This window comes from Pseudomonas sp. LB3P14 (assembly GCF_054898045.1).
Genome location: NZ_CM142714.1, coordinates 7,279,500 through 7,294,028, shown reverse-complemented (window position 1 = coordinate 7,294,028; position 14,529 = coordinate 7,279,500). Strand labels below are relative to the sequence as shown.

Genomic DNA, 14,529 nt, shown 5'->3' with positions numbered 1-14,529 from the left:
GCTCCCACAGGTTTCGTGTCGTATCTGAATCATGCGGTCAACACGAAACCTGTGGGAGCGTGCGATGCGGCGATCCGACTTGCCCGCGAAGAGGCCCGCTTAGACACCCAAGATCCAACTGACAAACATCCTGCGACACCCCGCCGCGCCGCGACTTTGGTCGACACTGACTAACCCCTGCCATCGTGCGAGACTGTCTGTCCGGGAGCGAATCCCGGGTGTCTTTTGTTGGAGTTTCCATGTCGCTGTCCAGCGGGCTGATCGCCGCCGTCGCCCTGGCCTATATGGCCATCATGTTCGCCATCGCCTTCTACGGCGACCGTCGCAGCACGCCGTTGCCGCCGCGGGTGCGCGCCTGGGTGTACAGCCTGTCGCTGGCCGTCTATTGCACCAGTTGGACCTTCTTTGGCGCCGTGGGCCAGGCCGCCGAACAGCTCTGGTCTTTCCTGCCGATCTACCTCGGGCCGATCCTGCTGCTGGTGTGCGCGCCGTGGGTCCTGCAAAAAATGGTGATGATCAGCAAACAGGAGAACATCACCTCCATTGCCGACTTCATCGCCGCGCGCTATGGCAAATCCCAGTCGCTGGCGGTGGTGGTGGCGCTGATCTGCCTGGTCGGTGTGTTGCCCTACATCGCGCTGCAACTCAAGGGCATCGTGCTCGGGGTGAACTTGCTGATCGGCGCCGGCGCCGATGCCATGGGCACTCGCGCCCAGGACACGGCGTTGATCGTGTCGCTGGTGCTGGCGCTGTTCACCATCGTCTTCGGTACCCGCAACCTCGACGCCACGGAACACCACCGCGGCATGGTGCTGGCGATTGCGTTCGAATCGCTGGTCAAGCTGTTCGCTTTTCTTGCCGTCGGCGCGTTTGTGACCTACGGCCTGTACGACGGTTTCGACGACCTGTTCGACCAGGCCATGCTCGCACCGCGTCTGGAGGAGTACTGGAAAGAAACCATTAATTGGCCGTCGATGGTGGTGCAGACCGGCGTGGCGATGATGGCGATTATCTGTCTGCCCCGGCAGTTCCACGTGACCGTGGTGGAAAACATCGACCCTCAGGATCTGCGCCTGGCCAAATGGGTGTTTCCAGCCTATCTGGCGCTGGCGGCGCTGTTCGTCGTTCCCATCGCCCTCGCCGGCCAGATGCTGCTGCCGAGCTCGGTATTGCCGGATTCTTTTGTCATCAGCCTGCCGTTGGCCCAATCCCATCCAGCCCTGGCGATGCTGGCGTTTATCGGTGGTGCCTCGGCGGCGACCGGCATGGTGATTGTCGCCAGCGTGGCGCTGTCGACCATGGTCTCCAACGACATGCTGTTGCCATGGTTGCTGCGGCGCAACAACGCCGAGCGGCCGTTCGAAGTGTTCCGCCAGTGGATGCTCTCGGTGCGCCGAGTGAGCATCGTGGTGATTCTGCTGCTGGCCTACGTCAGTTATCGCCTGCTCGGCTCGACGGCGAGCCTGGCGACCATCGGCCAGATCGCCTTTGCCGCCGTGACCCAACTGGCCCCGGCCATGCTCGGCGCGCTGTACTGGAAACAGGCCAATCGCCGCGGTGTGTTCGCCGGTCTCGCCGCCGGGACGTTCCTGTGGTTCTACACCTTGATCCTGCCGATTGCCGCCAACAGCCTTGGCTTGTCCTTGAGCAGTTTTCCCGGCCTGGCCTGGTTACACAGCAACCCGCTGCACCTGCCGATTACCCCGCTGACCCAGGGCGTGGTGCTGTCTCTTGCGGGCAACTTCACGCTGTTCGCCTGGGTTTCGGTGCTCTCACGTACGAGGGTTTCGGAACACTGGCAGGCGGGTCGCTTTATCGGTCAGGAAATCAGTGCCCGCCCCAGCGCCCGTTCGATGCTGTCGGTGCAGATCGACGATTTGTTGCAGCTGGCAGCTCGCTTCGTCGGCGAAGAACGCGCCCGTCAGAGTTTTATCCGCTTCGCCTACCGCCAAGGCAAAGGCTTCAACCCGAACCAGAACGCCGACGGTGAATGGATCGCCCATACCGAACGTTTGCTGGCCGGTGTGCTCGGTGCTTCTTCGACCCGGGCGGTAGTAAAAGCCGCTATCGAAGGTCGGGAGATGCAGCTCGAGGACGTCGTCCGTATCGCCGATGAAGCCTCGGAGGTGCTGCAATTCAACCGCGCACTGCTGCAAGGCGCGATCGAGAACATCACCCAGGGCATCAGCGTGGTCGACCAGTCGTTGAAACTGGTGGCCTGGAACCGGCGCTACCTGGAGCTGTTCAATTACCCGGATGGACTGATCAGGCTTGGCCGACCGATTGCCGACATCATTCGCTACAACGCCGAGCGCGGTCTGTGCGGCCCCGGCGAAGCCGAAGTGCATGTCGCCCGCCGCTTGCACTGGATGCGTCAGGGCCGCGCCCATACGTCTGAAAGACTTTTCCCCAATGGCCGTGTGATCGAGCTGATCGGCAACCCGATGCCGGGCGGCGGTTTCGTCATGAGTTTCACCGACATCACCGCGTTCCGCGAGGCTGAGCAGGCGCTGACCGAGGCCAACGAAGGCCTGGAGCGACGGGTTACCGAGCGCACCCACGAACTGTCGCAACTCAACGTTGCCCTGACCGAAGCCAAGGGCACCGCGGAGTCGGCCAACCAGTCGAAAACCCGTTTCCTGGCGGCGGTCAGCCATGACTTGATGCAACCGTTGAACGCCGCGCGACTGTTCTCCGCCGCCCTTTCCCACCAAGACGACGGCTTATCCGGCGAGGCGCAGAAACTGGTCCATCACCTGGACAGTTCACTGCGCTCGGCCGAGGACTTGATCAGCGACTTGCTGGACATTTCCCGCCTGGAAAACCGCATGATCAACCCTGATCCAAAACCGTTCGTGCTCAATGAGTTGTTCTACATCCTCGGTACCGAGTTCAAGGCTCTGGCCCGGGACCAGGGGCTGGAATTCCGTGTCAGGGGCAGTACGTTGCGAATCGACAGCGACATCAAACTGTTGCGACGAATCTTGCAGAATTTCCTGACCAATGCCTTCCGCTACGCCAAAGGCCCGGTGCTGCTGGGCGTTCGCCGGCGCAAAGGCGAGCTGTGCCTGGAGGTCTGGGACCGTGGGCCGGGCATTCCGGAGGATAAACAGCAGGTCATTTTCGAAGAATTCAAACGCCTCGACAGCCACCAGACACGTGCTGAAAAAGGCCTGGGGCTGGGCCTGGCCATTGCTGACGGACTGTGTCGCGTACTGGGTCATACCTTGCGCGTACGCTCCTGGCCGGGGCGCGGCAGCGTGTTCAGCATCAGTGTGCCGTTGGCTAGCGCTCAAACCGCCCTGCCGACCAAAACCGCCGAACTCAACGGCAAATTGCTGAGCGGCGCGCAGGTGCTGTGCATCGATAACGAAGACAGCATCCTGATCGGCATGAACAGCCTGCTCACACGCTGGGGTTGTCAGGTCTGGACCGCGCGCAACCGCGATGAATGCGCGGCGCTGCTCAGCGATGGGATGCGACCGCAATTGGCGCTGGTGGATTACCACCTGGACCATGGCGAGACCGGAACCGAGTTGATGGCGTGGTTACGCACCCAACTGGGTGAGCCGGTGCCAGGGGTAGTGATCAGCGCCGATGGGCGACCGGAGATGGTGGCCCAGGTGCATGCGGCGGGGCTGGATTACCTGGCGAAACCGGTGAAGCCGGCGGCGTTGCGGGCGTTGCTGAGCCGGCATTTGCCGTTGTAGCGCGGCAGGTTTGAGGCTCATGGTGGCGCGACTGACGCCATCGCGAGCAAGCTCGCTCCCACAGGTTTTCGTGGCGTTCACTCTATTTGTGCAACCACACAGATCCCATGTGGGAGCGAGCTTGCTCGCGATGCTTTTCGGTTACTCCGGTAATTCTGCCAAGCCATCCACATCCGTCATCGCCCGCTCCAGCAAGTCTGCCGGCAGGCTTTTGCTCGCCCGCGCGCCCAGTAACTTGAGCTGCTCGCTACGGCTGACCAGATTGCCGCGGCCTTCTGTCAGCTTGTTGCGCGCCGAGCTGTAGGCTTTATCCAGTTGCTGTAAGCGATTGCCGACTTCATCCAGATCCTGGATGAACAACACGAACTTGTCGTACAGCCACCCGGCCCGCTCGGCGATTTCTCGGGCGTTCTGGCTTTGGCGCTCCTGCTTCCACAGGCTGTCGATGACGCGCAGGGTTGCCAGCAACGTGGTCGGGCTGACGATCACGATATTACGGTCGAAGGCCTCTTGAAACAGCGTCGGCTCAGCCTGCAATGCGGCGGAAAACGCCGCTTCGATCGGTACGAAGAGCAGGACGAAATCCAGGCTGTGCAAGCCATCGAGACGCTTGTAATCCTTGCCGGCCAGCCCTTTGACGTGATTGCGCAGAGACAGCACGTGCTGCTTGATCGCGATCTCGCCGATGGCATCGTCTTCGGCCGCGACGTATTGCTGATAGGCCGTGAGGCTGACTTTGGAGTCGACCACCACCTGCTTGTCGCCCGGCAGATAAATGATCACGTCCGGCTGGAAACGCTCACCGTCCGGGCCTTTGAGGTTGACTTGGGTCTGGTACTCGCGCCCCTTCTCCAGGCCCGCGTGTTCAAGCACCCGCTCAAGAATCAGCTCACCCCAGTTGCCTTGGGTTTTCTGGCCCTTCAAGGCGCGGGTCAGGTTGGTGGCTTCGTCGCTCAGGCGCAGGTTCAGCTGTTGCAGTCGCTCCAGTTCCTTGGCCAGGGAAAAACGTTCGCGGGCTTCAGCCTGATAGCTTTCCTCGACGCGCTTTTCGAAGGACTGGATGCGTTCTTTCAATGGATCGAGCAATTGACCGAGGCGTTGCTGACTGGTTTCGGCAAAGCGCTGCTCGCGCTCGTCGAAGATCTTGCCGGCCAGCTCCGCGAACTGCGCTCGCAGTTCGTCTCGCGAGCCCTGCAGGTCGTTGAGGCGCTGCTGATGGCTTTCCTGCTGCTCACGCAGCTCGGCGTTGAGCGAGGCAGCCTGGGCATCCAGACGACGCAACTCGGCCTCTTTGCCGGCGCGCTCCAGATTCCAGGCGTGGGCGGCATCGCGGGCGTCGTCACGTTCGATCTGCAGCAGTTCGACTTCACGGCGCACGGCGGCCAGGTCTGCCTGTTTGGCGGCGTTGGCCTGGCCCAGATCACCGATTTCATCGCGACAGGCTTCGAGTTGGGCGTTCAATCCGTCTTGGGCCAGATGGGCCGTGGCCAGACGCTCTTCCAGCAGCGCAACCTCTGACTGCGTGGCGCTCGCTCGGCGTTGAAGTTGCCAGGCCAGTACCAATAACGGCAGCGCAGCGCCCGCCAGACCGAGCAATGCGCTGGTCAAGTCCATAGCCATAGCCACTCCTGCCAATTGAATAAAGCTTGAAGGTTAACCAAGGCGTCAGGTCTTGGACAGCTCAGTCTTCGATCAGACCAAGCTCCTGCTGGGCGCGCCGATCCCCTGCCCGCGCGGCCTGACGCAAAAGGTCCTGGCCGATACGGCGATCCCGGGCATTCCCGCATTCACGGCACATCAATTGACCGAGACGGCTTTGCGCGGCCACGACCCCTTCACGGGCCGGCTGCTTGAGCAAACGTCCGGCGAAATGTTTGACGTTGGGGTTTTCGCCCAGACGCGGGCTGTCCAGCAACCACTCGGCCACACGCATCGAAAATCGTTTGGGCGGGGTAACGCTGGGAGGTGTCGAGTTTGCAGCAACTGATACTGAACGAAACTTCATAAAGCACTGTGGGGCAGATCGGAAGGCGCGCCACTCTACTCTTTTTTTCTTACAGGTAAAGCCTAAAAAAACCCTGCACGCCCGTCCTAGAGCAAGCGCTCGGGACAATCCACAGAAGCTGTGGATAACTCAGTGGACAACCGTCTTTGAACTCTCGCAAAGCCCTATGGAATGGGGCTCGCAGTCAAACTGACGATTTTTTCACCAGTAAAAAAAAGCGATGTTTTTCATTGACTTAAATTTCGGTTACAGGCACCCACTGCGTTTGAAGGGAAGATGACAGCGACGTGACAACGTGAATGACTTATGTGCACAAGTACCTTCGAGGCAGTTATATCGATGCGCTTTTACGGCGCATTTTTTGCCTGAACCAGGGGATAACCTTGGCAAACCCATGCTCCTGGCTGGTCCTGGCCCGATGAACCTTGACTACCAATGGTCGGAATTTGTGCTATTACAGGACAAGTCTGCGGGGTATGGCTTTTTCCGCGCACCAATCCGGACGTTGAACAAGGGGGCTAGAGAACTTTTTTCGCTAACACACTTCCCTTCGTCAATTCAATCCGTTAGTATCCGCGGCGTTAGTACCAAGCTGAAAGTCAATTCTGGTCGAACAAATCCCCCCGGTCAGCCTTCCCCAAGGAAGCCTCTACCGACAAAGCGGGATCGACCACCTCGATGGTTTCCAGGTAAACCTTGCGCCAACACAGCCTTTGAATCGAAAGCAAAGGGTGTTGCGAAGCTCACTTACTCTGACCGAACCAACCTGCAAATTGATCAGGATCTTCACCCCGGGCCCAGAACCTTTGCCCTTGATGTGTTGCCTGCCCTCCTAAGTACCTACCTGCCAGCCCAAGCGCGCCAATTTATCAGCGCTTCAAACTGGCTGCTTTGTTCCAGTCGGGTTCTTCGTTCGACCAATGGTGGTCGTCGTCACTGGAACGTTTTAACTTTGCACGGTTCTTATCCGTGTCGCTTGTAGGAACACCCAATGACTATGTCTACTCAAATCCATACCCAGGATGCCATCCGCACCCTAACCAACGCTTTTGCACCAATGAATTGCCTGATCATGGCTGCTCGCAAAGGCTGCTTCAGCTTCACCCTGGTCAACGAACACGGCATCGCTCGTCACAGCGAACGCCTGTACCCCGATCAATACTCCAGCGCCGAGCCGCTGCAGGCCGTGATCGATCGTACCCGTCAGGCACTGGTTGCCTGAAACGCCAGAAAGACTGAAAACCTCAAAAGCCCTGCTCAAAAAGCGGGGCTTTTTATTGCCAGAAATTTCTCTTTTCACTGTCACCGCTTAAGCACTAACCGATATAACGGTTATAACTCGCAGCCAGAAATATTTTAAAAACAGGCCTTTACGGCGCGAATATGACACTACACTTCAACTCAAGCGGATTGATCCGCTTCCGGCGAGCCTGAGTCGATTCACCCGCTGCCAACGCTCCCTTCAGGTATCGCCGACCCTTTCAAGTTTCGAGGGCTTTATGGGTATCGCTGCCAGCGAACTGTGCCGTTATGTGATCCGTCCGACATTGATCTACCTCGGGCGCCATAGCGCAACTGCCGAATCCCTGCTGCTGGGCATCGCCGCCAGCCAGTCAGCCCTTGGTACTGCCCTGCATGACCGCCGTGGACACGGCCTGTACCGAATCGCCGAACCCCGCCACCAGGCACTTTGGGACCACTACCTGGCACTTGACCCGGAACGCGCAAGCCTGGTTCGCGGCTTGGCCAGCCAACATGCTTTCCTGAGTGGTCCGCACCTCGAATTGACCGTCAACCTGCGTTACGCCACAGCCATCGCCTGGCTGCTGGTAGAAGAACAGAACACCCCGCTCCCCGAAGCAGACGACCTGCTGGGAATGGCCCGTATCTGGCGCCAGACCTTCCAGCCTCAAGGACGCCTGAGAGACTTCACCTACGCCTGGCAAACCTGTGTATCACCGCTGAATCAGCTCGCCTGCTGATCCGCTATTCCACAAGATCGCGCAAATGCTGCGAATCTGGTCGGATTGTCCTACAAAACCGCTCTAAATCAAGCGATACAGGCTATAGCGCTGGGACGAAAATGTTGGTAATTTTCGCCCCGGTGATCACCAGGAGTTCTAATAATGAAAAAAGTAATGCTCAAAACCACCCTTAGCCTCGCCGTTACCTTGGCATCCACCCAGATCTTCGCAAGTGGCTTCGCCCTCAACGAACAAAGCATCAGCGGGATGGGTACAGGTTTTGCCGGGCGATCTTCTTCTGCCGACGACGCATCCACCATTTTTGGCAACCCTGCCGGCATGTCTCGCCTCAAACGCGAACAAGTGACCGGCGGTGCTTCATTTATCGACGCGCACACCGACATCAGCGATGCCAGCTCCCGTCCGAACAGTGGTACCAACAAAGGTGACATGGTCCCTTTCATGGGCGTACCCATGGGCTACTACGTCAAGCCAATCGATGACCAGTGGGCAGTCGGTTTCGGCGTCTACGCTCCATTCGGCCTGGTGACCGACTACGAGAACGGCTTCGCCGGCCGATACTTCGGCAGCAAGAGCGAAGTAAAAATCGTAACCCTGCAGCCGACCGTCAGCTACGCCTTCAACGACAAGGTGTCGATCGGTTTCGGTCCGACCATCAACCGCATTGACGGCACCCTGGAATCGAACCTGTCGCTGAACCCGCTCGCAGCGGACGGTAACGTCAAGATCAAGGGTGACGACACCGCGCTGGGTTACAACATCGGCATCATGGTTCAAGCCCTCGAAAGCACTCGCCTCGGCCTGACCTATCACTCGAAAGTGAAGTACAAGCTCGAAGGTGACACCAAGGTCAACTACGGCCTGCTCGCGGCGCTGGGCCAGAACCCGAACCAGAAGTTCGACGCTTCGCTGGACATCACCACGCCTGAGTCGGTGGACTTCTCGGTCACTCACCAGCTGGACGACCAGTGGACCCTCTACGCAGGCAGCACCTGGACTCGCTGGAGCCGCCTGAAAGAGATCTCCGTCGAGAACGAAGGCGTTCCTGCCGCTCTGGCCGCACGCGGCTTTGGCACCATCACTGAAGAACAGAACTGGCACGACACCTGGGCTCACGCCATCGGCGCTTCGTACCAGCTGAACAAGCAGTGGGTTCTGCGTACCGGTCTGTCCGTCGACCAGGCACCAACCAACAACACAAACCGCTCCCCACGCATCCCGACTGGCGATCGCAAGATTTTCAGCCTGGGCGCTGGCTGGAGCCCGACCGACGACCTGACCATCGACGTTGCGTACTCGTACCTGCGCGAAGAGTCGGTCAAGGTCAACAACAGCAACGGCCGCCAGACCTACAACGCCGAGTATCAAAACTATGCGAACGGTTTCGGTGTGGGCGCGACCTACCGCTTCTGATGATTCACGGCGAGCTTGAACCACTCGCCGCCTGAATTGAAAAAGCCCCGCTCTCTTGTACAGAGGCGGGGCTTTTTAACGGGCGTCGATCAGGGTTGCGAGGCCAGGGCTTTCTCCACGGCCTGGATGAACTCGGGATCGTCAGGCTTGGTCAGGCTGGAGAAATTGGCGATCACCTTGCCCTTGCGATCGACCACATATTTGTAGAAGTTCCACTTCGGCGCGGTGCTCTGCTTGGCGATGATCTTGAACAAGTGAGTCGCATCATCCCCGCGCACCTTCTGCGGTTCAGTCATGGTGAACGTCACGCCGTAGTTCACGTAGCAGACCTTGGCGGTCTCTTCGCCATCCTTGGACTCTTGCTTGAAGTCGTTGGACGGAACGCCGATCACTTCCAGCCCCTGATCCTTGTAGCGCTGACTCAGCGCCTCAAGGCTTTTGAACTGCGGGGCAAAACCGCAGAAGCTCGCGGTATTGACCACCACCAGCGGTTTGCCGGCGAAGCGCTGGCACAGGTCGATGGATTCCTTGGCACGCAGCTTGGGCAACGAGCCTTGCAAAAGGTCCGGACACTCTGCCGCTTGAGCCCATCCACTAAACGCTACCAGTAACGCGGGAACTGCGAGCCAGCGCATCAGCATGTCGGTGCATCCTTGAGAAATCGTGAAAACCAAGTTACTCGCCCTCACATCCTGCTAGCAAGCACCCATGCCCAGTTGCATCAACGCCAACCCGCCCTGATGCCAGCCCCACCACGACAGGGCCAGCAGCAAGGCGCAGACAGCGACGACAGCGATCCGCGGCCAGAGGCTGTTCATATTGCACTCATCTGTGTTTGCAGACGCGCCACCGGCCGTTCACGCACCGGCCAGTTCAGGGCCGCGGCCAACAGGCTCAAGAGAATCGCTACCTGCCAGATCAAGTCATAGCTCCCGGTTCGGTCGTACACCACCCCGCCCAACCAACCGCCGAGGAACGATCCGAGCTGGTGAAACAGGAAAACAATCCCACCGAGCATGGACAAATTTCGCACGCCGAACAAGGTCGCGACGGTGCCGTTGGTCAAGGGCACGGTCGACAGCCACAGGAAACCCATTGCCATGCCGAACAGGTACGCGGTGGTCGTCGTGACGGGCGCCCACAGGAACAACCCGATCACCACGGCCCGCAGCAGATACAGGCCGGTGAGCAAACGCGGCTTGGACATCCGCCCGCCGAGCCAGCCCGCCGTGTAGGTACCGAATACATTGAACAGCCCAATCAACGCCAGCACCGTGGTGCCAACGGTCGCCGGGAGGTGCTGATCCACCAGATAAGCCGGCAAGTGCACGCCGATGAATACCACCTGGAAACCGCAGACAAAAAAACCGAATGCCAGCAGCCAGAACCCCGAATGGGAGCAGGCTTCGCGCAATGCTTCGGACAGCGTTTGTTCATGGCCGAACACCGGTAGCGGCTTGTCCTTGAGCATGCTCACCAGCGGTACGATCAGCGCCACCAACAGGCCCAGCACCAGCAATGCCGCAGACCAGCCGAGCCAGCCGATCAACCCCAGCGTACCGGGCAACATGGTGAACTGACCGAACGAACCGGCGGCGCTGGCAATGCCCATGCCCATGCTGCGTTTCTCTGGCGGCACCGCGCGGCCGACCACGCCAAGGATCACTGAGAACGAAGTGCCCGACAGGCCAAGACCGATCAACAAGCCGGCACTCAGGGACAAGGTCACGGCCGAATCCGACAGGCCCATGAACACCAGGCCCAACGCGTACAGGACTCCGCCGATCAGCACCACTTTCGCGGCGCCAAAGCGGTCGGCCAACGCGCCGGTGAATGGCTGCGCCAGGCCCCAGATCAGGTTCTGCAAGGCAATGGCGAAGGCAAACGTCTCACGCCCCCAGCCGAACTCGGCACTCATCGGCGCCAGAAACAGCCCAAAGCCGTGCCGTACGCCCAAGGACAACGCGAGAATCAGCGCACTCCCCAACAGAACCCAACCGCAAGTACGCCACATCGATGTCATTCTTATTCTCCGGTAGCGGGTATATACCCGCTTAAGATCGGAAAAACCGGCATCACGCCAGTTCGTCCAGCAGTCTCAGCAAGGTTTCGCGTTTCTCGGCACCCAGGCGATCAATCAACCGCTGCTGCGCCGCTTCCCACGCCGGCAAGGCCGCTGTCAGCCGTTCAACACCGGCCTCGGTGAGCATCACGATGCGGTTACGCATGTCTTCGCCCTCGACCAGCATCAGCAGGCCTTCGCCTTCCAGCACCCGCAGATTTCGCCCCAAGGTGCTGCGATCCAGCCCCATGGCCTCGGCCAACGTGGAAATACTCGGTTTATCCAGACGCTGCAAATTACACAGCAGAGAATACTGGGCAACGTTAATCCCGAAGCCGTCGAGAGCGCCGTCGTAGTGCCTGCTGACGCCACGAGCGGCGCGACGCAGGTTGATGCATAAACATTGGGAGTCGAGCATGGTGCGTGTATATACCCGCGGTTGTGTTAAATCAAGTTACATGATGTGGGAAGTTCAGCAGATCGCCAATCCCACCAGCACCGCCACCTCAAGGATTTCCAGCAACGCCCCCGCCGTATCGCCCGTCGTGCCGCCCAATCGCCGCAACATCATCTGTCGCAACCAGACAAACACCAACGCCGCCAACGCCACTGCCAACACGCCGCTGAGGCCAGCAATCAAAACACACGCCAACGCACTGACCGCCAACACCTGCATGCCCGCCAAACGTGGCAGATGATCGGCCAGTGCTTGCCCCAACCCGCCGGCACGCACATAGGGCGTGGTCAGGAATAACCCCAGCATCGCGCTGCGCCCGATCATCGGAACGATGATCAGGACAACGGCGTGTTGCTGCTCGATCAACGCCAGCAACGCGGCGAACTTGAGCAGCAACACCAGCACCAGCGTCACGACCGCCATCGGGCCGCTGCGCGGGTCCTTCATGATCGTCAACGTGCGCTCTCGATCGCCGAACCCACCCAGCCACGCATCGGCGCTATCGGCCAGGCCGTCCAAGTGCAAGGCACCACTGAGCAACACCCAAACGCTCAGCAACAGCGCTGCATGAAGCAACAACGGGGTGCCGAGTACCAGCCAGTTGAACACCCACAAAATCCCGCCAAACAGCAAGCCGACCAGCGGATAAAACAGCAGCGACCGTCCCGACGCCTGCGGCGCCGGCATGCCCGGCAGACGAACCGGCAAACTGCTCAAAAATTGCAGGGCGATCCAGAACGGCAACATGGTCAGGTCGCTTCCCTTAACAACACGCCGGATTCGACCGACAGCGAAAACAACGCGCCATGCCCGACTTCGACGTTGAGCAATTGCTCACGAGGTAATCCCCGCGCCTGAGCCAGCAACAAACGCATGACCCCGCCGTGACTGATCAGCAACACCCGCTCGCTGGCGTAGGCGGCATGCAATCGCTCAACGGCCGCCAACACCCGCGTCGAAAAATCCACGACCGGCTCACCCTGTGGCGGCGTAAACGCATAAGGGTCGGCCCAGAACACTCCCAACGCCTCGGCGTCGGTTTCCATCAGCGCCGCGGCGCTCTGCCCTTCCCAGGCGCCGAAGTGCAGCTCCTGCAAGTCTTTATCCAACTGCACCGGCAATCCCAGTTGCGCGCCGAGCTCCTGTGCAAATCGCGCACAACGCTGCAACGGCGAGCTGACCAAACGATCCCAAGGCCCCTGATCGACCACCGCCGCGCGCATCTGCGCCCAGCCCTTGTCGGTCAGCGCATCGTCGAGGCTGCCGCGCAAGCCGCCACCGAGTTCGGTTTCGCCATGGCGCAACAGGTCCAGGCGCAAGGTCATGCCGGACGGTCCGCCACGGCGGCCTCGGCGAAGGTCGCCATCTGCCCGTGAAGGTCGCACGCCAGACGCAGCAACGGCACGGCCAATGCAGCGCCACTGCCCTCGCCCAGACGCAGGCCGAGGTCCAGCAGCGGTTCGGCATTCAGGGTTTCCAGTACATGACGATGACCCGGCTCGGCGCCGCGATGACCGAACAACAGCCACTGACGGCATTCAGGATTCAACCGCACTGCCACCAATGCCGCGACGCTGCAAATGAAACCGTCCACCAGCACCGCGACGCCTTCCTGGGCACACGCCAGATACGCGCCGACCAGTGCAGCGATTTCAAAACCGCCGAGGTTGAACAGGGTTTGCAGCGCATCGCCGCGTTGAGCATTGTGCAATGCCAAAGCGCGCTCGATAACCTGAGCTTTATGACTGACACCCGCCGCGTTCAAACCCGTGCCCGGCCCGGCCAGATGCACCACCGGGCAATCGAGCAAGGCACACGCCAACGCGCTGGCCGCGGTGGTATTGCCGATGCCCATCTCGCCACCGATAAACAACTGCGCACCCGCCGCGATGGCGCGCTGCACGCTGTCGCGGCCGGCCTGTAAAGCGAGTTCGCCTTGTGCCGGCGTCATCGCCGAACCTTCGACGAAATTCGCTGTGCCCGGGCCGATGTTCAAGTGACGCACACCCGGCAAATTCAACGACGGCGTGACGGTCCCGAGGTCGACCACTTCCAGGGAGGCCCCGAGTTGCCGCGCCAGCACGCTGATCGCCGCCCCACCGCTGACGAAGTTGTGCAGCATCTGCCCGGTGACTTCCTGAGGAAATGCCGACACCCCTTCAGCGACCACGCCGTGGTCACCGGCAAAAATTGCGATCCACAGCTGATCGAGTCTCGGCTTGACCTGCCCCTGTAACCCGGCCAATTGCACGGCCACCGACTCAAGCCGACCGAGGGAGCCGGCCGGTTTGGTCAGCTGTTGTTGACGGGCCTCGGCCTGCTCGACCGCTTGAGCATCGATCGGCTTGCAGCGGTTCAGCCACCAGGATTGAGTCATAACACAGTTCCTTTCAAAGTCAGGGGCAGGCCGGCGACGGTGAGGACGACTCGCTCACAGCGCTCGGCCAACGCTTGATGCAGCCAACCGGCTTCATCGACATAGCGGCGGGTCAATTCGCCGAGCGGTACGACACCCATTCCGGTCTCGTTGCTGACAAAAATGATTTCACCCGGCAGCGACGCCAGGCAATCCAGCAAAGCATCACGTTCGGCCGACAGACGCTCGGTGTCGTCGAGCATCAGCAGATTAGTCATCCACAATGTCAGGCAATCCACCAGCAGGCACCGATCGGCGTTGGCGGTTTCGCGCAGGACGCGGGCGAGTTCCACAGGCTCTTCGATCAACGCCCATTCGGCCGGACGACGGGCGCGGTGATGGGCGACCCGCTCGTTCATTTCACCGTCCAGCGGTTGACTGGTGGCGATATAAGTCACTGCCAGAGCGCTGTCGGAGGCGAGTTTTTCGGCCAGTCGACTTTTACCGGAACGGGCGCCGCCGAGGATCAGTTGCAGCATGG

14 protein-coding genes are annotated in these 14,529 nt (G+C 60.2%); 4 read left to right on the top strand and 10 right to left on the bottom strand.

Going from position 1 to position 14,529, the window contains the following annotated elements; translation table 11 throughout:
• Window positions 1–239: 239 nt before the first annotated feature.
• Window positions 240–3,710, top strand: coding sequence for a hybrid sensor histidine kinase/response regulator (locus ACYZT5_RS33540; RefSeq protein WP_462049099.1), 3,471 nt, complete (start codon window positions 240–242; stop codon window positions 3,708–3,710).
• A gap of 141 nt (window positions 3,711–3,851) precedes the next feature.
• On the opposite strand, the gene ACYZT5_RS33535 is transcribed toward ACYZT5_RS33540, so the two are convergent.
• Entirely contained in the window at window positions 3,852–5,216 is a 1,365-nt protein-coding gene (locus tag ACYZT5_RS33535) for a DNA recombination protein RmuC (RefSeq protein ID WP_462052349.1), read from the bottom strand.
• A gap of 175 nt (window positions 5,217–5,391) precedes the next feature.
• Window positions 5,392–5,715 carry a sel1 repeat family protein gene (locus ACYZT5_RS33530; protein WP_462049098.1) on the bottom strand — a complete coding sequence of 108 codons (324 nt, stop codon included), beginning with the start codon at window positions 5,713–5,715 and terminating at the stop codon, window positions 5,392–5,394.
• A 997-nt stretch (window positions 5,716–6,712) separates the two neighbouring features.
• Between ACYZT5_RS33530 and ACYZT5_RS33525 the strand changes: the two genes are divergently transcribed.
• The 3 genes from ACYZT5_RS33525 to ACYZT5_RS33515 all read left to right on the top strand — a co-directional run bounded on the left by ACYZT5_RS33525 (window position 6,713) and on the right by ACYZT5_RS33515 (window position 9,113).
• On the top strand, window positions 6,713–6,937 hold the full coding sequence (locus ACYZT5_RS33525) for a hypothetical protein (RefSeq protein WP_003214941.1): 225 nt from the start codon (window positions 6,713–6,715) through the stop codon (window positions 6,935–6,937).
• Window positions 6,938–7,214: 277 nt separating this feature from the next.
• Window positions 7,215–7,697 (top strand): hypothetical protein, encoded by a 483-nt coding sequence (locus tag ACYZT5_RS33520; protein WP_462049097.1) that lies wholly within the window; start codon window positions 7,215–7,217, stop codon window positions 7,695–7,697.
• Window positions 7,698–7,841: 144 nt separating this feature from the next.
• Entirely contained in the window at window positions 7,842–9,113 is a 1,272-nt protein-coding gene (locus tag ACYZT5_RS33515) for an OmpP1/FadL family transporter (protein WP_462049096.1), read from the top strand.
• An 89-nt stretch (window positions 9,114–9,202) separates the two neighbouring features.
• Here the strand turns inward: ACYZT5_RS33515 and ACYZT5_RS33510 are convergent, their stop codons facing one another.
• Genes ACYZT5_RS33510 through cobU form a run of 8 tightly spaced genes read right to left on the bottom strand, consistent with a single transcriptional unit; the run spans window position 9,203 to window position 14,527 of the window.
• On the bottom strand, window positions 9,203–9,754 hold the full coding sequence (locus ACYZT5_RS33510; protein ID WP_462049095.1) for a glutathione peroxidase: 552 nt from the start codon (window positions 9,752–9,754) through the stop codon (window positions 9,203–9,205).
• Window positions 9,755–9,808: 54 nt separating this feature from the next.
• Window positions 9,809–9,931: a hypothetical protein gene (locus ACYZT5_RS33505; RefSeq protein WP_008148682.1), complete on the bottom strand. Its 123-nt coding sequence runs from the start codon at window positions 9,929–9,931 to the stop codon at window positions 9,809–9,811.
• Window positions 9,928–11,136 (bottom strand): MFS transporter, encoded by a 1,209-nt coding sequence (locus ACYZT5_RS33500; RefSeq protein ID WP_462049094.1) that lies wholly within the window; start codon window positions 11,134–11,136, stop codon window positions 9,928–9,930. Before ACYZT5_RS33500 ends, ACYZT5_RS33505 begins: the two co-directional genes overlap by 4 nt.
• 52 nt (window positions 11,137–11,188) lie before the next feature.
• Entirely contained in the window at window positions 11,189–11,593 is a 405-nt protein-coding gene (locus ACYZT5_RS33495) for a MarR family winged helix-turn-helix transcriptional regulator (RefSeq protein ID WP_458511502.1), read from the bottom strand.
• Between the two features lie 54 nt (window positions 11,594–11,647).
• Entirely contained in the window at window positions 11,648–12,379 is a 732-nt protein-coding gene (locus tag ACYZT5_RS33490; RefSeq protein WP_462049093.1) for an adenosylcobinamide-GDP ribazoletransferase, read from the bottom strand.
• 2 nt (window positions 12,380–12,381) lie between these two features.
• Complete coding sequence (gene cobC, locus ACYZT5_RS33485; protein WP_462049092.1) at window positions 12,382–12,957, bottom strand: alpha-ribazole phosphatase family protein; 576 nt, start codon at window positions 12,955–12,957, stop codon at window positions 12,382–12,384.
• Window positions 12,954–14,009, bottom strand: a complete 1,056-nt coding sequence (gene cobT / locus ACYZT5_RS33480; protein WP_462049091.1) for a nicotinate-nucleotide--dimethylbenzimidazole phosphoribosyltransferase — start codon at window positions 14,007–14,009, stop codon at window positions 12,954–12,956. The genes cobC and cobT overlap by 4 nt, the downstream gene beginning before the upstream one ends.
• Window positions 14,006–14,527, bottom strand: coding sequence for a bifunctional adenosylcobinamide kinase/adenosylcobinamide-phosphate guanylyltransferase (cobU, locus tag ACYZT5_RS33475; protein WP_462049090.1), 522 nt, complete (start codon window positions 14,525–14,527; stop codon window positions 14,006–14,008). Before cobU ends, cobT begins: the two co-directional genes overlap by 4 nt.
• Between the last annotated feature and the right edge of the window lie 2 nt (window positions 14,528–14,529).

Coding starts and splice junctions, on each gene's coding strand:
- ACYZT5_RS33540 (WP_462049099.1), top strand. CDS start 240: ATGTCGCTGTCCAGCGGGCTGATCGCCGCCGTCGCCCTGGCCTATATG.
- ACYZT5_RS33515 (WP_462049096.1), top strand. CDS start 7,842: ATGAAAAAAGTAATGCTCAAAACCACCCTTAGCCTCGCCGTTACCTTG.
- ACYZT5_RS33505 (WP_008148682.1), bottom strand. CDS start 9,931: ATGAACAGCCTCTGGCCGCGGATCGCTGTCGTCGCTGTCTGCGCCTTG.
- ACYZT5_RS33500 (WP_462049094.1), bottom strand. CDS start 11,136: ATGACATCGATGTGGCGTACTTGCGGTTGGGTTCTGTTGGGGAGTGCG.
- ACYZT5_RS33495 (WP_458511502.1), bottom strand. CDS start 11,593: ATGCTCGACTCCCAATGTTTATGCATCAACCTGCGTCGCGCCGCTCGT.
- cobU (WP_462049090.1), bottom strand. CDS start 14,527: ATGCTGCAACTGATCCTCGGCGGCGCCCGTTCCGGTAAAAGTCGACTG.
- ACYZT5_RS33525 (WP_003214941.1), top strand. CDS start 6,713: ATGTCTACTCAAATCCATACCCAGGATGCCATCCGCACCCTAACCAAC.
- cobC (WP_462049092.1), bottom strand. CDS start 12,957: ATGACCTTGCGCCTGGACCTGTTGCGCCATGGCGAAACCGAACTCGGT.
- ACYZT5_RS33530 (WP_462049098.1), bottom strand. CDS start 5,715: ATGAAGTTTCGTTCAGTATCAGTTGCTGCAAACTCGACACCTCCCAGC.
- ACYZT5_RS33520 (WP_462049097.1), top strand. CDS start 7,215: ATGGGTATCGCTGCCAGCGAACTGTGCCGTTATGTGATCCGTCCGACA.
- cobT (WP_462049091.1), bottom strand. CDS start 14,009: ATGACTCAATCCTGGTGGCTGAACCGCTGCAAGCCGATCGATGCTCAA.
- ACYZT5_RS33510 (WP_462049095.1), bottom strand. CDS start 9,754: ATGCTGATGCGCTGGCTCGCAGTTCCCGCGTTACTGGTAGCGTTTAGT.
- ACYZT5_RS33490 (WP_462049093.1), bottom strand. CDS start 12,379: ATGTTGCCGTTCTGGATCGCCCTGCAATTTTTGAGCAGTTTGCCGGTT.